This window comes from Mesorhizobium sp. BR115XR7A, from assembly GCF_020165315.1.
Classification (GTDB): Bacteria; Pseudomonadota; Alphaproteobacteria; order Rhizobiales; family Rhizobiaceae; genus Mesorhizobium; species Mesorhizobium australicum.
Window position 1 is genome coordinate 504791 of the sequence record NZ_JAIUHW010000001.1, and the last position, 24810, is coordinate 529600.

26 protein-coding genes are annotated in these 24810 nt (G+C 62.7%); 12 read left to right on the plus strand and 14 right to left on the minus strand.

Features of this window, described 5'->3' with window-relative positions:
• Positions 1-142 precede the first annotated feature (142 nt).
• Genes LB557_RS02720 through hutI form a run of 5 tightly spaced genes read right to left on the minus strand, consistent with a single transcriptional unit; the run spans position 143 to position 6015 of the window.
• A complete protein-coding gene (locus LB557_RS02720) occupies positions 143-721 on the minus strand; it encodes a HutD family protein (RefSeq protein WP_140661910.1) in 579 nt (192 codons plus the stop codon).
• Between the two features lie 3 nt (positions 722-724).
• Positions 725-2398 (minus strand): urocanate hydratase, encoded by a 1674-nt coding sequence (gene hutU, locus LB557_RS02725; RefSeq protein ID WP_224622089.1) that lies wholly within the window; start codon positions 2396-2398, stop codon positions 725-727.
• Between the two features lie 25 nt (positions 2399-2423).
• Positions 2424-3242, minus strand: a complete 819-nt coding sequence (hutG, locus tag LB557_RS02730) for an N-formylglutamate deformylase (protein ID WP_015318307.1) — start codon at positions 3240-3242, stop codon at positions 2424-2426.
• Entirely contained in the window at positions 3242-4783 is a 1542-nt protein-coding gene (hutH, locus tag LB557_RS02735; RefSeq protein WP_015318308.1) for a histidine ammonia-lyase, read from the minus strand. Before hutH ends, hutG begins: the two co-directional genes overlap by 1 nt.
• Entirely contained in the window at positions 4780-6015 is a 1236-nt protein-coding gene (hutI, locus tag LB557_RS02740) for an imidazolonepropionase (RefSeq protein ID WP_224641518.1), read from the minus strand. Before hutI ends, hutH begins: the two co-directional genes overlap by 4 nt.
• Before the next feature lie 98 nt (positions 6016-6113).
• Between hutI and LB557_RS02745 the strand changes: the two genes are divergently transcribed.
• Together LB557_RS02745 and hutC are read left to right on the plus strand one after the other, a co-directional pair.
• On the plus strand, positions 6114-7469 hold the full coding sequence (locus tag LB557_RS02745) for a formimidoylglutamate deiminase (protein ID WP_224641516.1): 1356 nt from the start codon (positions 6114-6116) through the stop codon (positions 7467-7469).
• Positions 7470-7474: 5 nt separating this feature from the next.
• Entirely contained in the window at positions 7475-8221 is a 747-nt protein-coding gene (gene hutC / locus LB557_RS02750; protein ID WP_015318311.1) for a histidine utilization repressor, read from the plus strand.
• A gap of 41 nt (positions 8222-8262) precedes the next feature.
• Here hutC and LB557_RS02755 read toward each other — a convergent pair whose 3' ends face one another.
• Positions 8263-8607, minus strand: coding sequence for a RidA family protein (locus tag LB557_RS02755; RefSeq protein WP_023773346.1), 345 nt, complete (start codon positions 8605-8607; stop codon positions 8263-8265).
• Positions 8608-8827: 220 nt separating this feature from the next.
• Here LB557_RS02755 and aztA point away from each other — a divergent pair, with 220 nt between their 5' ends.
• From aztA to LB557_RS02775, 4 genes are all read left to right on the plus strand, one after another.
• Positions 8828-9640, plus strand: coding sequence for a zinc ABC transporter ATP-binding protein AztA (gene aztA, locus LB557_RS02760; protein WP_015318313.1), 813 nt, complete (start codon positions 8828-8830; stop codon positions 9638-9640).
• Positions 9640-10515: a zinc ABC transporter permease AztB gene (aztB, locus tag LB557_RS02765; protein WP_140717687.1), complete on the plus strand. Its 876-nt coding sequence runs from the start codon at positions 9640-9642 to the stop codon at positions 10513-10515. Before aztA ends, aztB begins: the two co-directional genes overlap by 1 nt.
• Positions 10516-10546: 31 nt before the next feature.
• A complete protein-coding gene (aztC, locus tag LB557_RS02770) occupies positions 10547-11488 on the plus strand; it encodes a zinc ABC transporter substrate-binding protein AztC (RefSeq protein WP_140717685.1) in 942 nt (313 codons plus the stop codon).
• A gap of 144 nt (positions 11489-11632) precedes the next feature.
• On the plus strand, positions 11633-11971 hold the full coding sequence (locus LB557_RS02775; protein ID WP_015318316.1) for a TIGR01244 family sulfur transferase: 339 nt from the start codon (positions 11633-11635) through the stop codon (positions 11969-11971).
• On the opposite strand, the gene LB557_RS02780 is transcribed toward LB557_RS02775, so the two are convergent.
• Positions 11968-12435: an Lrp/AsnC family transcriptional regulator gene (locus LB557_RS02780; RefSeq protein WP_041163864.1), complete on the minus strand. Its 468-nt coding sequence runs from the start codon at positions 12433-12435 to the stop codon at positions 11968-11970. The genes LB557_RS02775 and LB557_RS02780 overlap by 4 nt on opposite strands.
• A gap of 135 nt (positions 12436-12570) precedes the next feature.
• Between LB557_RS02780 and hppD the strand changes: the two genes are divergently transcribed.
• The 3 genes from hppD to LB557_RS02795 all read left to right on the plus strand — a co-directional run bounded on the left by hppD (position 12571) and on the right by LB557_RS02795 (position 14348).
• Positions 12571-13683, plus strand: coding sequence for a 4-hydroxyphenylpyruvate dioxygenase (hppD, locus tag LB557_RS02785; RefSeq protein ID WP_015318318.1), 1113 nt, complete (start codon positions 12571-12573; stop codon positions 13681-13683).
• A gap of 66 nt (positions 13684-13749) precedes the next feature.
• Positions 13750-13974, plus strand: a complete 225-nt coding sequence (locus LB557_RS02790) for a type II toxin-antitoxin system Phd/YefM family antitoxin (protein ID WP_140661902.1) — start codon at positions 13750-13752, stop codon at positions 13972-13974.
• A complete protein-coding gene (locus LB557_RS02795; protein ID WP_015318320.1) occupies positions 13971-14348 on the plus strand; it encodes a type II toxin-antitoxin system VapC family toxin in 378 nt (125 codons plus the stop codon). The genes LB557_RS02790 and LB557_RS02795 overlap by 4 nt, the downstream gene beginning before the upstream one ends.
• Before the next feature lie 4 nt (positions 14349-14352).
• On the opposite strand, the gene LB557_RS02800 is transcribed toward LB557_RS02795, so the two are convergent.
• The 4 genes from LB557_RS02800 to hmgA are packed head-to-tail and all read right to left on the minus strand — an operon-like array spanning position 14353 to position 18133.
• Positions 14353-14889 (minus strand): DinB family protein, encoded by a 537-nt coding sequence (locus LB557_RS02800; protein WP_140662076.1) that lies wholly within the window; start codon positions 14887-14889, stop codon positions 14353-14355.
• A gap of 21 nt (positions 14890-14910) precedes the next feature.
• Entirely contained in the window at positions 14911-15924 is a 1014-nt protein-coding gene (locus LB557_RS02805; RefSeq protein WP_140661901.1) for a fumarylacetoacetate hydrolase family protein, read from the minus strand.
• Entirely contained in the window at positions 15921-16808 is an 888-nt protein-coding gene (locus LB557_RS02810) for an MBL fold metallo-hydrolase (protein WP_224641543.1), read from the minus strand. Before LB557_RS02810 ends, LB557_RS02805 begins: the two co-directional genes overlap by 4 nt.
• Positions 16809-16819: 11 nt before the next feature.
• Entirely contained in the window at positions 16820-18133 is a 1314-nt protein-coding gene (hmgA, locus tag LB557_RS02815) for a homogentisate 1,2-dioxygenase (protein ID WP_224641514.1), read from the minus strand.
• An 87-nt stretch (positions 18134-18220) separates the two neighbouring features.
• Between hmgA and LB557_RS02820 the strand changes: the two genes are divergently transcribed.
• Positions 18221-18658: a MarR family winged helix-turn-helix transcriptional regulator gene (locus tag LB557_RS02820; RefSeq protein WP_224583103.1), complete on the plus strand. Its 438-nt coding sequence runs from the start codon at positions 18221-18223 to the stop codon at positions 18656-18658.
• Positions 18659-18765: 107 nt separating this feature from the next.
• On the opposite strand, the gene tdh is transcribed toward LB557_RS02820, so the two are convergent.
• Together tdh and LB557_RS02830 are read right to left on the minus strand one after the other, a co-directional pair.
• Positions 18766-19800: an L-threonine 3-dehydrogenase gene (tdh, locus tag LB557_RS02825; RefSeq protein ID WP_015318326.1), complete on the minus strand. Its 1035-nt coding sequence runs from the start codon at positions 19798-19800 to the stop codon at positions 18766-18768.
• Between the two features lie 51 nt (positions 19801-19851).
• The gene (locus LB557_RS02830) at positions 19852-21039 is read right to left on the minus strand and encodes a glycine C-acetyltransferase (RefSeq protein ID WP_140617110.1); all 1188 of its coding nucleotides are present in this window, start codon (positions 21037-21039) and stop codon (positions 19852-19854) included.
• Between the two features lie 306 nt (positions 21040-21345).
• Here LB557_RS02830 and LB557_RS02835 point away from each other — a divergent pair, with 306 nt between their 5' ends.
• Positions 21346-23418 (plus strand): putative bifunctional diguanylate cyclase/phosphodiesterase, encoded by a 2073-nt coding sequence (locus tag LB557_RS02835; protein ID WP_015318328.1) that lies wholly within the window; start codon positions 21346-21348, stop codon positions 23416-23418.
• Positions 23419-23486: 68 nt separating this feature from the next.
• Positions 23487-24224 carry a polysaccharide deacetylase family protein gene (locus LB557_RS02840; RefSeq protein WP_224641509.1) on the plus strand — a complete coding sequence of 246 codons (738 nt, stop codon included), beginning with the start codon at positions 23487-23489 and terminating at the stop codon, positions 24222-24224.
• An 18-nt stretch (positions 24225-24242) separates the two neighbouring features.
• On the opposite strand, the gene LB557_RS02845 is transcribed toward LB557_RS02840, so the two are convergent.
• Positions 24243-24671 carry a MarR family winged helix-turn-helix transcriptional regulator gene (locus LB557_RS02845; RefSeq protein WP_224713004.1) on the minus strand — a complete coding sequence of 143 codons (429 nt, stop codon included), beginning with the start codon at positions 24669-24671 and terminating at the stop codon, positions 24243-24245.
• Between the last annotated feature and the right edge of the window lie 139 nt (positions 24672-24810).

The following is a 24810-nucleotide window of genomic DNA, read 5'->3' on the forward strand; positions in this document are numbered from 1 at the left end:
GACGAGCGCCCCTCGCTCCCGTCGGGACCGATCGACGGAGAGGATTCGGGCTTTTTCGTGATGCCATCGTCAGTGTACGCTATATTTCGCCGGCATCACGATCATGTTTGGAAACAGGCGGTAACCGTTGGCGGCAAACCCGTCAGGCGGCCCTGATTATGCGGACCACGAAAAGGGTCGCATCCGGGGCGGGCTCAACCCGCAAGATAGGCACATCCGGCCCGAGCAGCAGGGTGTCGAGCGGCTCGAGGCGGACAGGCGTGGCGCCGGCGAAAATGGCATGACCTCTGTGGCAAAGGATGAGGGTGGAACAGGCCTCGGTCGAGATTTCCACAGGCGCCGAAACCGGCAGGCGTTCGACTTGATGCAACATGCGGCCGCGGCGGGTCATGACGTTGAGATCGGTAATCGGGCCGGCGATCAGCGCGGCACTCGTCGGCTGGTCGGCTGGAAAGGAAAAAGGCTGGGAAGCCGCAGTCATCCGCTCGGGCGGACGGCCGGCGACATTAAGCACGATCCCCTCGCCTTCCAGAACCGACAGGGTGCGGTCGATGCCGGCAAAGCTGGAGAACGGCCCGCTCGTCTCGACCCGGGCCATCGAGACGCGCCAGTCGAAATCGTCGAGCCCAGCGCCAGCGGGCGAGACGGCGATCTCGGTCGTCGTACCGCCGCCGTTCTTCCACGGCATGACGCGGTAGTCGGCGGCACGAAGAACGCGCATGGCTTAGCCCAAAATGCCAGGCAGGTTGAGCTGGTGCTCCTTGGCGCATTCGATCGCAATGTCATAGCCGGCATCGGCGTGGCGCATGACGCCGGTCGCCGGGTCGTTCCACAACACCCGTTCCAGGCGCCTTGCAGCATCCGGCGTGCCGTCGGCAACGATAACCATGCCGGCATGCTGCGAGAAACCCATCCCGACCCCGCCGCCATGGTGCAGCGACACCCAGGTGGCGCCCGAAGCTGTGTTGAGCAACGCGTTGAGCAGCGGCCAATCGGACACGGCGTCCGAACCGTCCTTCATCGCTTCCGTCTCGCGGTTCGGCGAGGCGACCGAACCGGAATCGAGGTGATCGCGGCCGATGACGACGGGCGCCTTCAGTTCGCCCTTGGCCACCATCTCGTTGAAGGCGAGACCCAGCCGGTGCCGGTCGCCGAGGCCAACCCAGCAGATGCGCGCCGGCAACCCCTGAAAAGAAATCCGCTCGCGGGCCATGTCCAGCCAATTGTGCAGATGGGTGTTGCCGGGAGTGAGCTCGCGGACCTTGGCATCGGTCTTGTAGATGTCCTCCGGATCGCCGGAGAGTGCCGCCCAGCGGAACGGGCCGATGCCGCGGCAAAAGAGCGGACGGATATAGGCCGGCACGAAACCGGGGAAGGCAAAGGCGTTTTCAAACCCTTCATCCTTGGCGACCTGGCGAATATTGTTGCCATAGTCGAGCGTCGGCACGCCGGCGTTCCAGAACGCCACCATCGCCTCGACATGTTCGCGCATGGAGGCGCGAGCCGCCTTCTCGACCGCCCTGGGGTCGCTGACACGCTTTTCGCGCCACTCGGCCATCGTCCAGCCCTTCGGCAGATAGCCGTTGATGGGGTCGTGGGCAGAGGTCTGATCGGTGACCATGTCGGGGCGGATGCCGCGACGGAACATTTCGGGTACGATCTCGGCGGCGTTGCCGAGCAGGCCGACGGACTTCGCCTCGCCGGCCTTGGTCCAGCGCTCGATCATTTCCATGGCTTCGTCGAGCGTCTCGGCTCTCTCGTCGACATAGCGGGTGCGCAGGCGGAAATCGATCGAGTCGGGATTGCATTCGATCGCCAGGCAGCAGGCGCCGGCCATGACGGCGGCCAACGGCTGCGCGCCGCCCATGCCGCCGAGGCCGCCGGTCAATATCCATTTTCCCCTGAGATTGCCGCCATAATGCTGGCGGCCGGCCTCGACGAAGGTCTCGTAGGTGCCCTGCACGATGCCTTGCGTGCCGATGTAGATCCAGGAGCCGGCCGTCATCTGGCCGTACATCATCAGGCCCTTTTTATCGAGCTCGTTGAATTTCTCCCAGGTCGCCCAGTGCGGCACCAGATTGGAGTTGGCGATGAGCACGCGTGGCGCGTCCGGGTGGGTGCGAAACACGCCGACCGGCTTGCCCGACTGCACCAGCAGCGTCTCGTCCTCGCCAAGCATCTTCAGCGAAGCAACGATCTGGTCGAAATCGTTCCAGGTCCGCGCCGCCCGGCCGATGCCGCCGTAGACGACCAGTTCGTTGGGGTTTTCGGCAACGTCCGGGTCCAGGTTGTTCATCAGCATGCGCAGCGGCGCTTCGGTGGTCCAATACCTGGCATTGAGCTTGTCGCCGCGCGGGGCGCGCACTTCGCGTATGTTGTGACGGGGATTGTTCATCATTGTCCCTTTCGGACGAGGCGGCGCGTCAGTGCCCGGCCCAGTCAATGGCGGTTTGAAGAATTCGCGTCAGCGTGGCGCGGATCGGAGCGGCGAACGCGGCGTCGTAGGGCACCGGCCAATTGTCCGGCGTGCCCTTCCCCTCGGGCTCGCGCATATAGCCTCGATTGGAGAGTTCCATCTGCAGCGCGTGCACGCCCTGTAGCGGCTGGCCAAAATGGCGCGTTATCCACCCACCCTTGAAGCGTCCGTTGACGACAAAAGTCTCGCCGGTTTCGGCCATGATCTGGTTGACCATCGCCTGCAACGTCGGATCGGCGCTCTTGCCGTCATTCGTGCCGAGATTGAACACCGGCAGCGTGCCTTCGAACAGGCGTGGCAGCACCGAGCGGATCGAATGGCAGTCATAGAGGACAATCTTGCCATGCAAGGTGCGCAACCTGTCGATCTCGGCCTGCAAGGCGGCGTGATAGGGTGCAAAGAACTTCAGCCGGCGCTCGTCGATCTCCGATGGCCCCGGCTCTTCGCCGTCGCGGTAGAGCGGGTCGCCGTCAAAGGTTTCGGTCGGGCACAGGCCGGTGGTTGCCTGGCCGGGATAGAGCGAGGCGCCGGATGGATCGCGGTTGACGTCGATGACGGTGCGCGAGATCGCGGTGTGCACGACAGTGGCGCCGAGACCGGCGGCGAAATCATAGAGATTGTCGATCCACCAGTCGCAATCACGACGGCCGAGCCAAGGCGAGACCAGCCGGTTTTCGAGGCCGGCGAGGTCGATACCGGTGTGCGGGATCGACACCAACAGCGGCGCCGTGCCGCGCGTGACCGTGAGCCAGGGGCTGGCCGTCATCACGCCGCTCCGGCAATCGAGGGCAGTGCCACAGCGCTCGCGGCTTTCACAGCCGCACCACTGCGCACCATGGCGATCGCCTTTTCCATGTCGGGATGGAAATGCCGGTCGTTATCGAGATGCGGCACCTCGGCGCGAACCAGCTTGCGCACGGCTTCCAGTGCTGCGCTCGACGCCAGCGGCTGATGGAAATCACAGCCTTGCGCGGCGGCCAGCAACTCGATGCCGATCACCGCGGTTGCATTCTCGACCATGCCGATCAGGCGGCGTGCGCCATGCGCGGCCATCGAGACGTGGTCTTCCTGGTTGGCCGAGGTCGGGATGGAATCGACGCTGGCCGGATAGGCCTTCTGCTTGTTTTCCGAAACAAGCGCGGCCGCCGTAACCTGCGGGATCATGAAGCCGGAGTTCAGACCGGGCTTGGGCGTCAGGAAAGCGGGCATGCCTGACAGCGCTGGATCGACCAGCATGGCGATGCGGCGTTCCGACAGCGAGCCGATCTCGCAGACGGCCAGCGCGATCATGTCGGCGGCGAAAGCCACCGGCTCGGCGTGGAAATTGCCGCCGGACAGAGCAGTATCGTCTTCTGCGAAGATCAGCGGGTTGTCGGTGACGCCATTGGCCTCGGTTTCGAGCGTATCGGCGGCCTTGCGCAGGACATCGAGTGCGGCGCCCATCACTTGCGGCTGGCAACGCAGGCAATAGGGATCCTGCACACGCTCGTCGCCGACCCGGTGCGACTCGCGGATGGCGCTGCCGGCCATCAAATCGCGCAGTGCGTCCGCGGTCTCGATCTGGCCACGGTGCTTTCTCAGCAGATGAATGCGCGGGTCGAACGGCGCGTCGGAACCCTTTGCCGCGTCGGTCGAAAGCGCGCCGGCGACAAGCGCCGACTGGTAGAGCACCTCGGCATCGAACAAAGCGGCCAGTGCATAGGCCGTCGAAAACTGCGTGCCGTTGAGCAGCGCCAGACCTTCCTTGGCGCCCAATGTCACGGGCTCCAGCCCATGCGAGACGAAGGCAACCTTGGCCGGGAAACGGCCATGCGGAGTAAAGCATTCGCCGACGCCGATCATCACCGCCGTCATATGCGACAGCGGGGCAAGGTCGCCGGAGGCGCCGACGGAACCTTGCGCCGGCACGACCGGGATGACGTCGTTGGCCAGCATCGCTTCAAGCAGCTCGATGGTCTGCGAGCGCACGCCGGAGGCGCCCTGCGCGAGGCTCGCAAGTTTCAGCGCCATCATCAGCCGGGCAACGGCAACGGGCATCGGCTCGCCCACGCCCGCGGCATGCGAAAGCACGATGTTGCGCTGCAGTGTCTCGAGATCGTCGGCGGGGATGCGCACGCTGGCCAGCTTGCCGAAACCAGTGTTGATGCCATAGACCGGCTCACCCTTGGCAACGATGCGCGCGACAGCTTCGGCACTCGCCTTGATTTTCGGACGGCAGGCATCGTCCAGTTTCGGCACGGCGCCACGGTATATGGCGCGCCAGTCGGCCAGCGTCGCATTGCCGGGCTTCAGGGTCAGTTCGGTCATTGTCCTCTCCAGATGCGGGCATGCAGCGGGTTGAAGCCCATGCGGTAGACGAGTTCGGCGGGACGCTCGATGTCCCAGATCGCCAGATCGGCGGATTTGCCTGATACCAGCGTGCCGGTCTCGCCGAGCAGCCCCAGCGCACGCGCGGCTTCGCGGGTGACGCCAGCAAGACATTCGTCGACCGTCATGCCGAACAGGGTGGCCGCCATGTTCATGGTCAGAAGCAGCGAGGTCAGCGGCGAGGTGCCGGGATTGTTGTCGGTGGCAACAGCCATTCTGACGCCATGCTGGCGAAACAGGCCGATCGGTGGCTTCTTGGTCTCGCGGATGAAGTAGTAGGCGCCGGGCAGGATCGTCGCCACGGTCCCCGCCTTGGCCATTGCCACCGCGCCTGCCTCGTCGGTATATTCGAGATGGTCGGCCGACAACGCGCCATAGCGGGCGGCAAGTTCAGCGCCATGCAGATTGGACAGCTGGTCGGCGTGAAGTTTGACGGGCAAGCCAGCCGCCTGGGCGACATCGAAAACGCGCGCCATCTGCTCCGGCGAAAAGGCGATGCCTTCACAGAACCCATCGACGGCATCGGCCAAGCCTTCCTCGACGACGCCGGGAAGGATCGTTTTGGCAACGAGATCGATGAAGGCATCCTTGTCGCCCTTGGCTTCCGGCGGCAGCGCGTGGGCGCCAAGGAAGGTCGTGCGAACCGTCACCCGGCGTTCATTGCCCAGCTGTCGCGCGGCGCGCAGCGATTTCTTCTCGTTTTCGAGATCGAGGCCATAGCCCGACTTTACTTCCACTGTGGTTACGCCCTCGGCAATCAGCGCATCGAGGCGCGGCAGCGTCTGGGCAACCAGGTCGCCCTCGCTGGCAGCACGCAAGGATTTGACCGACGAGACGATGCCGCCGCCGGCCCTGGCGACTTCCTCATAAGTGGCGCCGGCCAGCCGCATCTCGAATTCGTTGGCGCGGTTGCCAGCGTGGATCAGATGGGTGTGACAGTCGATCAGGCCGGGCGTAATCCAGCGGCCCTCGCAATCGATGATCTCGCCTTGGGCAAAGGCCGAGGGCATCTCGGATTGCGGACCGGCATAGATAATGCGGCCGTCGCGCGCGGCGAGCGCACCATGCTCGACGATACCCAATCCGGCAGAATTTTCAGCCATGGTCGCCAGACGCGCATTGCGCCACAGGCGAAGCCCCCCTGCGTGGTTTTTGCTGCTCTCTACGGCCATCATCTTTTCCGTTTCAATCGGTGGCGATTATGTATATACATATTGAAACGCACTGCAAGTGCCATCATCACATACGAGACCGGAAAGCGGAGAGAAAAGTGACCGATATCTTTGCGGAACAGGCGCTTCTTCCTAACGGCTGGCACAACAATGTGCGGATCACTTTTGCCAATGGGCGCATTACGGCCGTGGAGCCTGAAGCCGCCGCCTTGCCCGGTGATGAACGCCATTCCATTCTGCTGCCAGGCATGCCCAACCTGCACAGCCACGCCTTCCAGCGCGGCATGGCCGGCCTTGCCGAGTTGCGAGGCCCCTCCGCCGACAGTTTCTGGAGCTGGCGCGAGGTGATGTACCGCTTCGCGCTGTCGATGACTCCCGACCAAGTCGAGGCGGTGGCGGCGCAGCTCTATGTCGAAATGCTGGAGGCCGGTTTTTCCCGCGTCGGCGAATTTCATTATCTGCACCATGATCGGGATGGACAACCCTATGCCAACCCAGCCGAGATGGCCGAGCGCATCGCTGCCGCGGCTGGCGAAACGGGTATCGGCCTGACGCTGCTGCCGGTGTTTTACGCCCACTCCTCTTTCGGCGGCGCAGCTCCGAATGAGGGCCAGCGCCGATTCATCAACGATGTGAATCAGTTCGCCCGGCTTGTGGAGAAAAGCCGTGAATCGGTTCGCGCGCTGAATCAAGCTGTCGTCGGCGTCGCGCCGCACAGTCTGCGCGCCGCGACGCCTGAAGAGCTGATCGAAGTCACCGCCATGGCGCCAAACGGACCGATCCACATCCACATCGCCGAACAGGTCAGGGAAGTCGAGGACTGCCTTGCCTGGTCCGGCGCGCGTCCGATCGAATTTCTGCTTGGGGCTGCCGCTGTCGACCAGCGTTGGTGCCTGATTCACGCCACCCATATGACGGATGCCGAGACCATCGGCATGGCGAAGACCAGCGCCATTGCCGGCCTTTGCCCGATCACGGAGGCCAATCTCGGCGACGGCACCTTTGCCGCGCCATTGTTCAGGGAGCATGGCGGCCGCTTCGGCATCGGCTCCGATTCCAATGTGCTGATCGGCCTGCCCGACGAATTGCGCCAGCTCGAATATTCGCAGCGCCTCGCGCACCGCGCCCGCAATGTGCTTGCGGTAGCCGGCGGCTCAACAGGCCGCGCCCTGTTCGACGCAGCGCTTGACGGCGGTGGCGTCGCCCTTGGTGCCGGCGCCTCGCAAATCGCGACTGGGGCATCCGCCGATCTCGTCTCGCTCGACGTCGGTAATCCCTCGCTGGCTGGCAAGACCGGCGACGCGATCCTCGATGCCTGGATCTTTGCCAATGGCAGCAAGGTCGATTGCGTCTGGGTGCATGGCAAGAAACAGGTCAGCGCTGGCAGACACGCCAAGCGCGGGGCTATCGCCGCACGGTTTCGCAGCGTGATGACTGCGCTTTCCGAGGGTTAACGCAGATGAGCATGGCTGAACGGACGGACATAGACGACAGCGAGACCGTCTCGCTGCATCAGCGCATCCTGTCCGATATCCGCGAAAAGATCCTGTCCGGCACCTGGGCGCCCGGCCACCGTATCCCATTCGAACATGAGCTGACCGCCGAATACAAATGCTCACGCATGACGGTGAACAAGGCTCTGTCGCAGTTGGCCAAGGCAGGTCTGATTGAACGCCGCCGCCGGTCGGGCAGTTTTGTCCGCCAGCCGCAATCGCAGGCAGCGGTGCTGGAGCTTCACGACATCAGGATCGAGGTCGAGGCGCTCGGCCTGCCCTATCGCTACGAACGGCTGGAACGCCTGAGGCGGCGCAGCAACGTGGAGGACAGGGCGTTGCTCGGATTGTCCGCCGCGGGTTCGGTGCTGGCGGTCGAAGGCCTTCATTTTGCCGGCGAACGGCCATTCGCACTCGAGCAACGTCTGATCAATCTTTCGGCGGTCGCGGAAGCCGGGGACGAAGAGTTTCTGGAAATCGCGGCGGGTCCATGGCTGATCGGCCGCGTGCCGTGGAGCGAGGCCGAACATCGGATACGCGCCGTGGCCGCCGATGAGACTATCGCCGACGTGCTCGATATCGATCCTGGCGCGCCTTGCCTGGTCGTGGAGCGCCGCACCTGGAGCGCGGAGCACCCGGTTACACACGTGCGCTTCATCTATCCGGCGGAAAGCCACACGCTGGTGGCAAGGTTCACGCCGTCGCAGGGGTAAGCCGATCTCCCGCTTGGGGAAGATCGGCACCTACAGCCGCTTTACAGCGCAGCCGTAATAATAATCTCGACCAGATATTCGGGGCCGGCGAGCTTCGCCTCGCCGGTGGCGCGAGCGGGTGTGTGGCCCTGCGGCACCCATTTGTCCCATTCGGAATTCATCTCGGCGAAGGTGCCCATGTCGGCCAGCCAGATGATCGCCTGGACGATCTTGGTCTTGTCGGTGCCGGCCTTGGCCAGCAATTCGTCGATGGTCGCGAGGATGTCGCGGGTCTGCGCGGCGACGTTGCCGCCGGGCTCGCCGACCTGGCCGGCCAGATAGACGGTGTTGCCGTGTATGACGATCTGGCTCATGCGCGGGCCAACATCGATGCGACGAATGCTCATTGCGAGGTTCCTTCGTTTGAGGGTTGCGCTTGTTTAGAGTCGGCGTGGGCTTCGGGCAAGGCCGCCGGCGCCAAATCTCCTTGGACCAGCGCGGAAGAAACTCACGGCAAGTTGAGCCGCCGGGTCGCAAATCCACCGGATTGGCCCGTTGACTAATGTAATAACATCACATATCCAACGGCCACTATCGCGGCCAGGCTCGACTTCCCAACGGAACGATATGACCCAGACCTGCCTAACCTTCCGTGACCTGACGCTGGGCTACAACAGTCATCCCGCGATCCATCACCTCGATGGCACGATCCGCAAGGGTTCGCTGACGGCCGTGGTCGGGGCCAACGGCTCCGGAAAATCGACGCTGATGAAGGGTATTGTCGGCGTGCTGAAGCCAATGGCCGGCGAGGTCATCCGCGCGTCGGGCGTGCGGGCAGCTTATCTGCCGCAGCAGTCGGAACTCGATCGCTCCTTTCCCGCCCGCGTCGTCGATCTGGTCTCGCTTGGCCTGTGGCCGAAGCGCGGCATGCTCGGCCGCTATACCAGGGAAGATCGCGAAGCCGTCAGCCAAGCATTGATGGCCGTCGGCCTCGGCGGCTTCGAGAAGCGGCCGATCGACACGCTGTCGGGCGGCCAGCTGCAGCGCACGCTGTTTGCCCGCGTGCTGTTGCAGGATGCCGACCTGATCCTGCTCGACGAGCCCTTCAACGCGGTCGACGCCAAGACGGTCGGTGACCTCATTGCCCTGATCAAGCGCTGGCATGGCGAAGAGCGCACCATCATGGTGGTGGTCCATGATCTGGACCTGGTGCGCCAGAATTTTCCCGAAACACTGCTGCTTGCCCGCCAGCCGGTTGCCTGGGGCGATACCCGGGAGACGCTGAAGCCTGAGAACCTGCTGCGCGCGCGCCGCTTCCACGAAGCCTGGGAAGAGAACGCCCCCTGGTGCGAGCCTGACGAGCACGCTCATGGCCATGATCATGATCATCATGGCCATGATCACGACCATCACCATGGCGCCGGACCGAGGGCCGCCTGATGGACGCGCTCTACAGTCTCTTCATTGCTCCCTTCGCCGATTTCGGCTTCATGCAGCGGGCGCTGTTCGGCTCGCTAATGCTGTCGCTCGGCGCCTGCCCCATCGGCGTCTTCCTGATGCTGCGGCGCATGAGCCTGTCGGGTGACGCCATGGCGCATGCCATCCTGCCAGGGGCGGCCGCCGGCTTCCTGTTCTATGGCCTTGAAATCCTGCCTATGACCATTGGCGGCCTGATCGCCGGCGTCATCGTCGCGCTCGGCGCTGGCGCTGTCTCGCGCTTCACCATCCAACGCGAGGACGCCTCGATGGCCGCCCTCTATCTGATTTCGCTCGCCATCGGCGTGCTGATGGTGTCGATCCGCGGCTCCAGCGTCGATCTCATGCATGTGCTGTTCGGCACGGTGCTGGCGCTCAACAACGAGGCATTGATGCTGATTGCCGGCATCGTCGCGGTGACGTTGGCCAGCCTGGCCATCTTCTGGCGGGCGCTGGTCGCCGAATGCCTCGACCCGCTGTTCCTGCGTTCGGTCAGCCGCATGGGCAGCCCGGTGCATTTCATCTTCCTCGGCCTCGTCGTGCTTAATCTCGTCGGCGGCTTCCAGGCGCTCGGCACTTTGCTATCCGTCGGATTGATGATGCTGCCGGCGGCAGCCGCGCGATTCTGGACCGCACGCGTCGAGCCGATGTGCGTGCTGGCGGTGCTGATCGGCTTTGCCTCCTGCATTGCCGGATTGCTCTTGTCCTATCATGCGTCGTTGCCGTCCGGCCCGGCCATCATCCTGTCGGCCGGTGTCGTCTATTTCGCCTCGATCCTGTTTGGCACGCGCGGCATCCTGCGCGGTCGCATCATCCATCACCGTCACAGAACGGCCTGATCCGCCTCACCCTCTAGAAGGAACCCCGCTTATGCTGAAAACGATCCGTGCCGGCCTGACGTTGAGCGTTATAACATTAACTGCCTTTGGCGCATCGTCGGCCTTCGCGGCGCCGCTGAAGGTGGTCGCCAGCTTTACGGTCATTGCCGACTTTGCCAAGAACGTCGGCGGCGACCGCGTCGCGATCACCACGATTGTCGGGCCGGATGGCGACGCCCATGTCTATGAGCCAAGCCCTGCCGACGCGGTCGCCATGGCGAAGGCCGACATCGTGCTGGTCAACGGCCTGCATTTCGAAGGTTTCCTGCAGCGGCTGGTCGATGCCAGCGCCACCAAGGCCTCGATCGTCACGCTGACCAAGGGAGTGACGCCGATCGACTTCAAGCCTGAATTCGCCGAAGCCGACGCGGCCGAAGGCGCCGGCACCGGCGGCGGCAAGACGGTCACAGACCCGCACGCCTTCCAGTCGATCGCCAATGCCAGAATCTATGTGAAGAACATCGCCGAAGCTTTCTGTGCGGCCGACAGCGACGGCTGCGTCAGCTACCAGACCAATGCCGCCGCCTACACCAAGAAGCTCGACGCGCTGGAAGGCGAAGTGAAGGCGGCGATCCAGTCGATCCCCGAGGCAAAGCGCGTCGTCATCACCTCGCATGACGCCTTCGGCTATTTCGAGCACGAATACGGCCTGACTTTCCTCGCCCCGCAAGGTATCTCGACCGATTCCGAGCCGTCGGCCGCCGATGTCGCCAAGTTGGTCGAGCAGGTCAAGCAGGACAAGGCCGCGGCCATCTTCGTCGAGAACATCACCAACACTCGCCTGATCGAGCAGATTGCCAGCGAGACCGGCATCAAGGTCGGCGGCACGCTTTACTCGGACGCGCTGTCGCAGCCCGACGGCCCCGGCTCGACCTATATCGACATGATGCACAACAACATCCGCCAGATCAAAGGCGCCATTCTCGGCAGCTGAGTTCTGCGGCCAGCCGGGCCGTATCGGCCCGGTTGGATTTTCTGGCGCGCGATGTCTATTTGGCAGAGAATTCCTCGATGCGGATTGCCGCCCCCCTCCCGGAGTGGCAAGACTGCCGTCAAAGAGATCGCGAGGATACGAGCCATGGAATACCGCCAGATCAGTGAAGACTATTCGGTCTCGGGCCAGATCCAGCCCGAGGACGTTGCCGCCATCAAGGAAGCCGGCTTCAAGAGCGTGATCTGCAACCGGCCTGATGATGAGCAGCCGGGACAGCCTTCGGCGGACACGCTCAAGGCCGCGGTCGAGGCCGCTGGCCTCGCCTTTCGCTACATTCCGGTGATCAGCGGCCAGATCACGCGAGAGAATGTCGACGACCAGGCCGAGGCGCTCGATGAGCTCGACGGCCCGGTGTTCGCCTATTGCCGCTCCGGAGCCCGCTGTACCAATCTGTACGGGCTGATCCAGCAGTCGAAGGGTTAAATCGGCAGCGCGCCGGTCTCCTTCAGCGTCTCCAGCACGATCGCCGTCTTCACATGCTGCACGGATTCGTGCGGCAGGAGCACGCCGTTGACGAATTCCGACAGTGATTTGAGGTCTGGCGTTACGACCTTCAGGATGTAATCCATCTCGCCGGTCAGTGCGTGAGCCTCCTGCACCTCGGGCAGCCGTGCCACCAATTCGCCGAAGCGGCGCGCATTGTCGCGATTGTGGGTGGCCAGTGTCACCGAGATGACGTTGACCAGCGAGAAACCGAGCTTGTCGCGGTCGAGCACCGCTCGATAGCCCTTGATGTAGCCGTCCTCCTCCAACCGTTGGCGGCGGCGCGAGCATTGCGAAGCAGAGAGGTTCACCCGCTCGGAGAGATCGTTGTTGGTGAGCCGCGCGTCGCCTTGCAAAAGCGCCATTATCTTGCGGTCGAACTGATCAATGCGCGCGTCATCCACGATTTTTGCCTTCACCATGCACGGTTCGCGCATGACATCACCATTTCAAGCGTTTGAATGCAAGCACCGTGCGTGGGCTCCGCGCTATTATGGTTTCGAACGGCTTTTCAGGCCGAGCAGCTTCCGGAGGATATCATGGGTCCTTTCCCGCACGACGCCCCGCCCGCCACGATCAGCAAAGACAACCCCGCTGGCACCGACGGTTTCGAGTTCGTCGAATTCGCGCATCCGGAGCCGCAGAAGCTGGCCGAGCTGTTCACCCGCATGGGTTATGTCGCGGTAGCCAGGCATCGCACCAAGGACATCACCGTCTGGCGCCAGGGCGACATCAACTATGTCGTCAATGCCGAGCCCGGCTCGCATGCGATGAAATTCGCCGACAAGCACGGCCCCTGTGCTGCCTCGATGGCCTGGCGGATGGTCGATGCCAAGCACGCTTTCGAGCATGCCGTCTCGAAGGGCGCCATGCCTTACGAAGGCGACGACAAGGCGCTCGACGTGCCTGCTATCGTCGGCATCGGCGGCTCGCTGCTCTATTTCATCGACAGCTATGGCAAGAAGGGCTCGGCCTACGACGCTGAATTCGAGTGGCTCGGCGAACGCGACCCCAAGCCGCAAGGCGTCGGCTTCTATTTCCTCGACCACCTGACCCACAACGTCTATCGCGGCCAGATGGACAAATGGTGGGATTTCTACCGCAATTTGTTCGGTTTCAAGCAGATCCATTTCTTCGACATCGACGGCAAGATCACGGGCCTGGTCAGCCGGGCGATCACCTCGCCCTGCGGCAAGATCCGCATTCCGCTCAACGAGTCCAAGGATGAAACCAGCCAGATCGCCGAATATCTGAAGAAGTACAATGGCGAAGGCATCCAGCACATCGCGGTGGGAACCGACGAGATCTACGCCGCCACCGACAAGCTCGCGGAGAACGGGCTGAAATTCATGCCCGGCCCGCCCGAGACCTACTATGACATGTCGTATGACCGCGTGAACGGCCATGACGAGCCGATCGAGCGGATGAAGAAGCATGGCATCCTGATCGACGGCGAAGGTGTGGTCGACGGCGGCATGACCAAGATTCTTTTGCAGATCTTTTCGAAGACCGTGATCGGGCCGATCTTCTTCGAGTTCATCCAGCGCAAGGGCGACGAAGGCTTTGGCGAAGGCAATTTCCGCGCGCTGTTCGAATCGATCGAGCAGGACCAGATCAAGCGCGGTGTGATCAAGGTTCAGGCGGCAGAGTAATTTCTCCGGCTCCGCTTGCGGCTCGACTAATTATGACCTAAATTTTGGTCAGAGGAGGTCGAGCCCATGAATGTTTCCATTGCAGAAGCCAAGGCAAAACTGTCGGAACTGATCAGCCGTGCGGAAGCTGGCGAAGAGATCGTGCTTACACGTCACGGCAAGATCGCGGCTCGGCTGGTGCCACCGCTTGGCGAAAATCTCCTGCCCCGTATTGGCGCCTTAAAGGGCAAGATTTGGATAGCGGACGATTTTGACGAACTCGGTCCCGAATGGGACGAATACGTCAAATGACTGCCGGCTCCTTTCTTGCCGATACGCAAATTATCCTTTGGTCTATTAAGGACGACCCTCGACTCAGCGAGGAGCACCGGGCTGTCCTTGCATCGGACGCGACCGTTTACGCCAGCGCGGCAAGCGTTTGGGAAATCGCGATCAAGCGATCGATCGGCAAACTCGACGTTCCGGACGACCTGCCGGCGTTACTCCCGAGAATGCAATTCCAGCCGCTGACCATCACGTTTCAGCATGCGCATGTTGTCGGCCGCCTTCCCCGCCACCATGGCGATCCGTTCGACCGGCTGCTGATCGCCCAAGCGCAGGTCGAGAATCTCACCATCCTGACAGCGGACAAGCAATTTGCTCTCTATGACGTCGCGCTGGCATGACGTTTCATAATCCCAGCCGTTCGACCTCCGCTGTTCTCAACTTAACGTCATAATCCAGCAAAAACTCGTCCAACTGCGGCGGCGCTACGGAGGTACCCGCGAGCATGGCATGCACCTGGCCCCGATGGTGGATGTCGTGCAGGAAGACGTGCGCCAGGATATCGCCGGTCTTTTCCGGGATCATGCCGTCCTCGCGCCGGTCGGTGACGACGCTGCGATCGAGATCGGCCTTCGACAGGCCATCGCAGAAGGCGATCAGCCGCCGGTCGGCCGCAAGCTGAGCCAGGTAAAGCTCCGGCGCGGCATCGAAAGGCACGAAGTCATCGTAGGCAGCCGCACCGAGGCCGCCGTCTTCGAGAAAATCGAGATAGAGATGATCGACCGCGAGGACATGGTTGAGCGTTGCCTTGATCGACGGGAAAAAGTTGGTGCGCTCGGCCTCGAATTCACCGGGCTTCAGCGCAAGCACGGCGCGATAGAGCCGGTCGTTCGACCAGAGATTGTTCTTCGCCATGCGACGCAGATGATCCAGCAGGTCCATCACTCAAACCTCTCATTGTGCCTACCGCTGGTATTTCTCGACCTTCTGCTCGATGGCGCCGAAGATCGAATGCCCTGATCTGTCCTTCATCTCGATGCGCACGGTGTCGCCGAAGCGCAGGAAAGGTGTCTTGGGCTCGCCTGACACAATGGTCTCGATCATGCGCAGTTCGGCGATGCAGGAATAACCGGCTCCGCCCGCAGAGACCGGCTTGCCCGGGCCGCCGTCGAGTTTGTTGGACACCGTACCCGAGCCGATGATGGTGCCTGACACCAGCGGCCTTGTGCGGGCAGCGTGAGCAATCAGGGCCGGAAAATCGAAGGTCATGTCGACACCGGCATCGGCGCGGCCGAACGGCTTGCCGTTGATGTCGGCAAGCAGCGGCAGATTGACCTTGCCGCCGTCCCAGGCATCGCCCAGCTCATCCGGCGTCACCGCGACCGGAGAGAAGGCGGAGGACGGTTTCGACTGGAAGAAGCCGAATCCCTTGGCCAGTTCCGGCCCGGTCAGCGCGCGCAGCGTGACATCGTTGACCAGCATGACCAGCCGGATCGCGGCGCGCGCTTCCTCGAGGCTGGCGCCCATCGGCACATCGTCGACGATGACGGCGATCTCGGCTTCCATGTCGATGCCGAAGGCCTCGTCCGCTAGACGGATCGGATCGCGCGGGGCAACGAAGGAATCCGAGCCGCCCTGGTAGATCAGCGGGTCGGTCCAGAAGCTTGCCGGCATCTCGACGCCGCGCGCCTTCCGCACCAGTTCGACATGGTTCACATAGGCCGAGCCGTCGGCCCATTGATAGGCGCGCGGCAGCGGCGAATGCGCGTCATGCTCGTGAAAACGGGCCGCCGGCATCGCATTGTTCTCCAGCGATTCCGCTATGGTCGCGAGATGCGGCGAGATCCTGCGCCAGTCGTCGAGTGCGGCCTGCAGCGTCCGCGCCAGGAACGAGGCGTCCGTGTATTGCGTCAGGTCGCGCGAAACGACGACGAGTTTTCCGTCGCGTGTTCCGTCCTTCAGCGTGGCAAGCTTCATGCGGTTCCCTCTCCTGATGCGGCCTTGGCGCCGCTTAACTCCACAACAAGGCCGTCGCGAGCGATCGTCAAGTCGCCAGCCCATGTTTTCCTGACAGCGGCTATCCAGTCGACCTCGCCGATCTCGGTATCGTCGGCTGGAATGAGGTGATTGAGCACCAATCTTTTGACGCCGGCATCGCTGGCGATACGGCCTGCCTCCTCGGCAAAGCTGTGACTGGCGAGCAGATGTTCCCTGAGCCGCGCGCCATTGCCGGTTCTGGCAACCAGCCGCTCGATGCCTTCTTCCAGCATGGCTTCATGGACGAGGATAGCAGCGCCATCGGCAAAATCGGCCAGCGGCGGAAAGAAAGCAGTATCGGCCGAGAACACCACGCTGTTTCCCCCATGCTCGAAGCGCAGGGCGAAGCAATCGGTCACCGGCGGATGGTCGACGCGCAGTGCCGTCACCTTCAGTCCGCGCTCCTCGACCACATGCCCTTGGCCGAATTCGTCGACAGAAACCAACTCGCGAATATCGGGGCGGCCCTCGTCGGCGATGCGGATCTCGATGTCGAATTCCATCGCCTGACAAAAGCGCCGCCAGTAGTGGCCAAGCCCAGGCGGCCCGAACACGGTGACCGGCGTCGCCAAGCCAGCCGTCCATGCGGTGTGGATCAGCGGCCCGAGTTCCAGCACATGGTCGGAATGCAGATGCGTGATGAAGATCAGGTCGAGTGCCTTCAGGCTGACACCGGCATCGACCAGACCGCGCGTCACGCCGAGCCCGCAATCGACGACGATGGCTCGCCCGCCGATTTCGAGCAGCGTCGAGCTCGGCCACGGCCCGCCCGGCCGCAGTGCCGGACCGCCTTTCGACCCGAGCAGCACCAGCCGGTCCGGCATTGGCTTGCCGCTCAAGACCAGTCGCCCTCGGGCGTGCCATTGAACCGCTTCTTCAGGTCGGCCCAGCAATCGATGTAATTGTCCTGCCGGGTTTCGAGTTCGGCGCCGTAGCGGGTCAGCATCTGCGGAAAGCGGGTTTCGAACATGAAGGCCATGGTGTTGTCGAGCTTGACCGGTTTCAGGTCCGCGCGCGAGGCTTTTTCGAAGCCAGGCGCATCCGGGCCATGGGCCAGCATCAGATTGTGCAGGCTGATGCCGCCGGGGACAAAACCTTCCTCCTTGGCGTCGTACTGGCCATGGATCAGGCCCATGAACTCGCTCATGATGTTGCGATGGTACCAGGGCGGCCGGAACGTATCTTCCGCCACCAGCCAGCGCGGCGGGAAGATGACGAAATCGATGTTGGCGGTGCCTTCCTCGCCGCTCGGCGCCGTCAGCACGGTGAAGATCGACGGATCGGGGTGATCGAACAGCAGCGCACCGACCGGCGAAAAGGTCGCCAGATCATATTTATAGGGCGCGTAGTTGCCATGCCAGGCAACGACGTCGAGCGGCGAATGGCCGATCTCGGTGACGTGAAAATTGCCGCACCATTTCACGATCAGCCGGCACGGCGTCTCCTTCTCCTCGAACCAGGCGCAAGGCGTCTTGAAGTCGCGCGGGTTGGCCAGGCAATTGGCGCCGATCGGGCCGCGGTCAGGCAGCGTCAGCTTGGCGCCGTAATTCTCGCAGACATAGCCGCGCACTTCGGCGTCGACCAGTTCGACCTTGAAGACGAGGCCGCGCGGCAGCACGGCGATTTCACCGGGCCGAAGCTCGATGACGCCCATCTCGGTGATGAAGTGCAAGCTGCCCACCTGCGGCACGATCAGCAGCTCGCCGTCGGCGTTGAAGAAATGATCGTCGGTCATCGAGCGGTTGGCGACATAGACATGGGCAGCCATGCCGGTCTGGCCAAGCACGTCGCCGGCGGTGGTGATGGTGCGCATACCCTTGATGAAGTCGGTCGGCTCTTTCGGCATCGGCACCGGATTCCAGCGGTACTGGCCAAGCGCCAGCTCGTGGTCGCCGACATTGGGGGCGCTCTTCCACAGGGGACAACTCGCCGCCTTGAACCTGCCCGTGTGCTTGACGCTCGGCCGGATGCGATAGAGCCAGGAGCGCTCATTGGTGCCGCGCGGCGCGGTGAAGGGCGAGCCTGAAAGCTGCTCGGCATAGAGGCCGTAGGCCGGCCGCTGCGGCGAGTTGCGTCCCTGCGGCAGTGAGCCGGGCAAGGTTTCGGTTTCGAAGTCGTTGCCGAAACCCGGCATATAGGAAAAGGCCATTGCTTCCTCCCGGATTGACCAAATTGGTTTCATTTGTAACCATCGAAAATGTAACTATCAATCTTCCGTTTTTCCCGGATGCGGACAATGGACATTCTCGAACTCGAAAGCTTTCTGCCCTACCGGCTCTACCGCCTTGCAGATGCGGTCAGCCGCGAATTCTCGAAGGTCTATAAGGACCGCCATGGCCTGACCCGGCCCGAATGGCGCACGTTGTCGGGATTGGGACAGCGCGGCACGATGACCGCGACGGAACTTGGCGAGCAGTCGGCCATGCACAAGACCAAGGTCTCGCGCGCCGTGGCCGAGTTAGAACGGCGGCGCTGGCTGGTACGAACACCTGACGAGAACGACCGCCGCGTCGAGCACTTGACGCTTACCAAAGTCGGGCTTGCAGCCTATCGCGAGATGGTGCCGCTGGCGCAGAGTTTCGAGCGGGAACTGCTGGCGAAACTTGGCGTGGACGAACGTGCGGCGATTGTGCGTGGGGTGGCGGCACTTGAAAGGACGTTGGAAGAGAAGTAGCGCTGAAAGAATGGGGATAGGCTGGGGGGACAGCGCCCCCCTCTGTCCGGCAGGACAGAGGGGGGCGCCTCGCGCAGACGTTTCACCGGATAGCGCTATGCGCGCCGTTACCAGTCCATCACCACCTTGCCGGAACTGCCGCTGCGCATCGCATCGAAGCCGGCCTGGAAATCGTCGATGCCGATGCGGTGCGTGATGAGCGCCGAGACGTCGAGCGGGCCCTGCACCAGGGCGATCATCTTGTACCAGGTCTCGAACATCTCGCGGCCGTAGATGCCCTTCAAGTGCAGCATCTTGAAGATGACCTTGTTCCAGTCGATCTCGAAACCAGTCGGGGCGATGCCGAGGATGGCGATCTTGCCGCCATTGTTCATGGTGTCGATCATGTCGCGGAAGGCAGGTGCGGCGCCCGACATCTCCAACCCGACATCGAAACCTTCTGTCATGCCGAGTGCCGGCATGACGTCGCGCAGCTTCTCCTGCGAAGCGTCGACGACATGCTGGACACCGAGTTTTTTGGCCAGCGCCAGGCGCACCGGGTTGATGTCGGTGATGACAACCTTGCGTGCGCCGACGCACTGCGCCACCAGCGCGCCCATGATGCCGATCGGTCCGGCGCCGGTGACCAGCACATCCTCGCCGACCAGATCGAAGGACAACGCCGTGTGGACCGCATTGCCCAGGGGATCGAAGATCGCGGCAATCTCGTCCGGCACGTCGTCGGGGATCGGCACCACATTGTGCTGGGGAATGGCCAGGTACTCGCCGAAGGCGCCGGGACGGTTGACGCCGACGCCGAGCGTGTTACGGCACAGATGCCCCCTGCCCGCGCGGCAGTTGCGGCAATGGCCGCAGACGATGTGTCCCTCGCCCGACACCCGCTGGCCGACCTTGTATTCGGTGACCGCGGCACCAAAGTCGGCGACCGTGCCGACGAATTCGTGGCCGGTAACCATCGGCACAGGAACCGTCTTTTGCGCCCACTGGTCCCAGTTGTAGATGTGGACGTCGGTGCCGCAGATTGCGGTCTTCTTGATCTTGATCAGCACATCGTTGGGGCCGATCTCCGGCACCGGAACCTCTTCCATCCAGATGCCCGGTTCGGCCTTGGCCTTCACCAGTGCCTTCATCATGTTCGACATTCTCTTGTCCCTTGAATCTTTGATCCGGAATCGCTTTTCGCTACCGGCCCTTCAGGAAATCACGCCCAATTCCCTGCCGACCGCTCCGAACGCTTCCACGGCCCGGTCGATGTCGGCGCTGGAGTGCGCCGCCGACATCTGGGTGCGGATGCGGGCCTGGCCCTTCGGCACCACAGGGAATGAGAATCCAATGACGTAGATACCACGCTTCAGCATGCGCGCCGCCATCTCCTGCGCCAATGTGGCATCGCCCAGCATCACCGGGATAATCGGATGGTCGGCCCCGGCCAGCGTGAAGCCAAGCTTGCCCATCTGGGACCTGAACCGCGCCGCATTGGCATATAGGCGCTCGCGCAATCCGTCGCCATTGCGGATCAGCTCGAACACCTTGATCGAGGCGCCGGCGATCGCCGGCATCAGCGTGTTGGAGAAGAGATAAGGCCGCGAGCGCTGGCGCAGCCAGTCGACCACCTGCTTCTTGCCCGAGGTGTAGCCGCCGGAAGCGCCGCCGAGCGCCTTGCCGAGCGTGCCGGTGATGATGTCAACCCTGCCCTCGACACCGCAATGCTCGGGCGAACCGCGCCCATTGCCGCCGACGAAGCCGACCGCATGGCTGTCATCCACCATGACCATGGCGTCGTATTTCTCGGCCAGGTCGCAGACGCCTGAGAGATTGGCGATGATGCCGTCCATGGAAAACACACCGTCGGTGGCGATCAGCCGGAAGCGGCAATCCTTGGCTTCCTTCAATCGCGCCTCGAGATCGGCCATGTCGTTGTTGGCGTAGCGAAAGCGTTTGGCCTTCGACAGCCTGACGCCGTCGATGATCGAGGCGTGGTTCAGCGCATCCGAGATGATTGCGTCTTCCTCGCCAAGCAGCGTCTCGAACAGGCCGCCATTGGCGTCGAAACAGGAGCCGTAGAGGATGGTGTCCTCCAAGCCGAGGAAAGAGGAGATCGTCGTCTCGAGCTGCTTGTGTTCTTCCTGCGTCCCGCAGATGAAGCGTACCGAGGCCATGCCGTAGCCGTAGCGGTCGAGCGCCTGCGTGGCCGCCGCGCGCAGTTCCGCGCTGTCGGCAAGGCCGAGATAGTTGTTGGCGCAGAAGTTCAGCACTTTCTCGCCGCCGACCTCGATCTCAGCCGACTGCATCGAGGAAATCACCCGCTCGGACTTGTAGAGCCCGGCGGATTTCAACCCGGCAAGCTCGCTGTCGATATGGGAGAGAAATGCTGCGGTCATGATCGGGCCCCGTTTGACTTCGGCAGACTGTCGTCCCGCCCGCACAAAAAATCCATCGCAAAAGCGACCGGATCAGGTGGCCGGGCAGCATCAGCTGGGACGTTCCGACATTGCCCAGGTGACCACCCGGAAACGCATGGGCCGACGAATGCTCAAATGCGGGGCGGCCGCGAAAGAACCCGATAACCATTTCGTGATCTTTCCGCCTCTCGTCCGCGCCGGGCGGCCGTCGATTTCCAGTCCTGTTAACGTTTGCAGTTCAATGGTGCTCGCATAAATCCGTTGGCGAGAGGACCGCCCCCGAACATGTCTCAGCAGCCGGTGCAAACCGTTTCAGGCAAGCTCATACTGCTGATCAAGGCTGGCTACTGGCTGGCGCTGCTGATCATTGCCGCCATGGTCGCGGCCTCCTTCGTCCTGCTGCAGCAGACGATGGCCACGCAGCAGCACAACAACACCTTGCTCGACATCGTCGGTACGCAGAAGACGCTGTCGCAGCGCATCGTCTTCCTGGCCAACGCAACGGGCGCCGCCTCGCGCGACAAGCAGCCGGCGCTGGTCAGCGCGCTGAAGCAGGCCACGGCGGAGTTCGAGACGAACTACGATCTGCTGCTCAAGCAGACGGGCGCGGATCCGCAATCGCCGGCCAAGCTCGATGCGAAGTCGATCCAGAGCGTGCTTTTCGCCAAGCCCTTTCATCTGGACTATTTCTCGGTTGGCCTGATCGCCAATGGCGACCGGCTGGTCTCCGCACTGGAATCGCAGCTCAATCTTGGCGACAATGGCGGCTACAAGGGCGGCGCCGAACGCGTCAATCTCGATGCCTCGGTCGCCAATGCCACGCTGTCGGGCTATGCCGCGCTCGGCCAGCGCATCAGCGCCGATGCCGACGAGCGCTCCGAAAAGCTGCTCTCCCTCCACCGCACGCTGTTCTACGCCACACTCGGCGTCATCCTGCTGGTGGCGCTGTTCATCTTCAGGCCGATGTCCAACGCGATCCTGCGCAAGACGCGTGAGTTGGTAGACGCGCGCAATTCGATGGCCTTCATCGCTGTGCATGACGGCCTGACCGGCCTGCACAACCGCACCTTCCTCACCGACCATTTCGAGACGCTGATCAAGGGCGCGCATCGCCGGCGCGAGCGCCTGGCCGTAGTCCAGCTCGACCTCGATCGCTTCAAGCAGATCAACGATACGCTGGGCCACGCCGCCGGCGACTATGTCCTGGTCGTGACGGCACAGCGCATGCGCGATTCCTGCCGCGCCTCGGATCTGTGCGCGCGGCTCGGCGGCGACGAATTCGTGATGATCCTCAACGGGGCCGGCAGCACCGAGGACATCAACATGCTGGCACGGCGCATCCTGGTGCACATCAACGAGCCGATCGTGTTCCAGGGCACCACCATTCTCCCGGGCGCCAGCGGCGGCATCGCGGTCTATCCGATCGATGCCGACAACGCGCAGGACCTGCTCGTCCATGCCGATCTGGCGCTCTACTCCGCCAAGAAAATGGGTGGCGGCAACTTCTCGTTCTTTTCCGAGGAACTGCGCCGCGAACTCGACTACCGCAAGCAGCTCGAACATGACATCAAGGTCGCCATTTCCGAAAAGGCGTTCCAGGTCTATTTCCAGCCGCAGGTCTCGCTGACCGACGGCACCATCAGCGGCATCGAAGCGCTCGTGCGCTGGAATCATCCCGAGCGCGGCATGATCTCGCCGGGCGAATTCATCCCGGTGGCCGAGAAATGCGGCTTCATGCCGGAGATCGGCCGCATCGTGATCAGCAAGGCGATCAACGAGGCCGCCGAGTGGAACCGTGCCGGGATTGCCTTCGGCCGGCTTGCGGTCAATGTCTCGGGTACCGAGTTGCGCGAGCATGATTTCGATGCGTTTTTGTTCGATACGCTGGAGAAAGCCGGACTGCCGCCGCAGAAACTGTCGCTGGAAATCGTCGAATCCGTCATTCTGGACGACGAGAAGACTGGCATCGCGGCGAAGCTGCGTCATATCAGGGCGGCCGGCGTGCATCTGGAACTCGATGATTTCGGCACCGGCTATGCTTCGCTCAGCCACGTCAATCCCAACGAGATCGACAGGCTCAAGATCGACCGTCGCTTCGTGCAAAACATCCACGAGAATGGCGACAACTCCAAGATCGTGCGCGCCATCACTGAACTTGCCCGGGGGCTGGGCATCTCCATCGTCGCCGAGGGTGCCGAAACCGAGGCCGAGCTCGACTCGCTGATGGCGATCGGCTGCGACCAGGTGCAGGGCTATTCCATCGCCTTCCCGATGCCGCATGACAAGGCGCTCGAATGGCTGACCGCCCGCATGCCGAAGAAAGCCAGGCTGACGGTATTGCAGGGAAGCCTGGCGTAACCCGGCCAGCCTTGACAAGCAGCCGCGGAAATGGCGGCCTGTCCTGATCGCGAGGGGATGGCGGCCCCATGACATTCTTTCGGCTTCCCCTGGCAGCCATGTTGATGTCGGCGTTGCCTGCCCATGGCGCGGATCGCACCATCTATCTCACCTTCGACGACGGTCCGCTGAACGGTACAAGCAACATCCTCGACGTCTTGGAGGCCGCGCAGGTTCCGGCAACGCTGTTCATGGTCGGTATGCATGCCGAGGCCAGTGCGTCCAACAAGACGTTGGTGCGGCGCGCCAAGGCTATGCCGCTGGTGACGATCGGCAACCACAGCTACAGTCACGCCTACAATCACTACCGGCATTTTTATGGCGATACGGAAGGCGTGGTCGCAGACATGCTCAGGGCCAATGCCGTGCTGGGCCTGAAACCGGCTGTGCACGCCTGCTTGCCGGGGCGCGATGTGTTCCGGCTGCCTTCGATGTCGAAGAACGACAATTCGCTTGGGCAGGCGCAAGCCGGCCGTGAGGATCCCGACTATGAGTTCGTCGCCGCTTCCGGCTTTTATCTCTATGGCTGGGACCACGAGTGGGTGCACAAGGACAGCGGCGAGCCGGTCCAGAGCGTCGACCGTCTGGTCAGCGAGATCGATCACTTGTTCGGCTATGGCCATTTCGCCAAACCCGGCAAGTTGATCCTGCTCATGCACGACGAGATGTTTCAGGACGGTTTTGACGGCAAGACCAAATTGACCAGCCTGATCACTGCGCTGAAACTACGCCACTATGCGTTTGGAACAATCCAGAGCTATGACTGAGCCAACAGGCCGGCATTCCTAGCTCTCTACGTTTTTCCGCAACGCCGCAAGCACCTGCGCAAATTCCGCCAGACGCTCGTCGGACAGTCCTTTGCGAAGCCGCTTGTCGAAGATGAGTGCCGCTTGCCGCAACGTCTCGAACAGCGCTTCTCCCGTCTCCGTCAATTCGACCAGGTGAACCCGGCGGTTAACGGGATCGCGCCGCCGCGTCAGCAGGCCCTGCGCTTCCATCGCGTTGAGATGATGGGTCAGCGTCGCGCCCTGGATGCCGATCATGCCGGCGAGTTCGCGCTGATTGGCAAGCTCGCTCGACTTGACAGACAGCAGCGTGAGCCAGACCGGCAATGTGCCGCCTGCTTCAACCAAGGCAGCGTCGAAGGCCTGGGCGACAAGCTTGGCGGTTCGGCCGAGATTCATGCCGACCGGCGGGCGGTCAAATGGTGTCATGATCTGACAGTAGAGCAAGCAGTGGGAATGTGAAACTTGACTTCATGATTGACATCTAACCATTAGATATCTAATTTTGCCTTATTGATGGCATCGCGACAGGGTTGCGGCGCGTAGGCGGCGGGCGAATGAGAGGAAT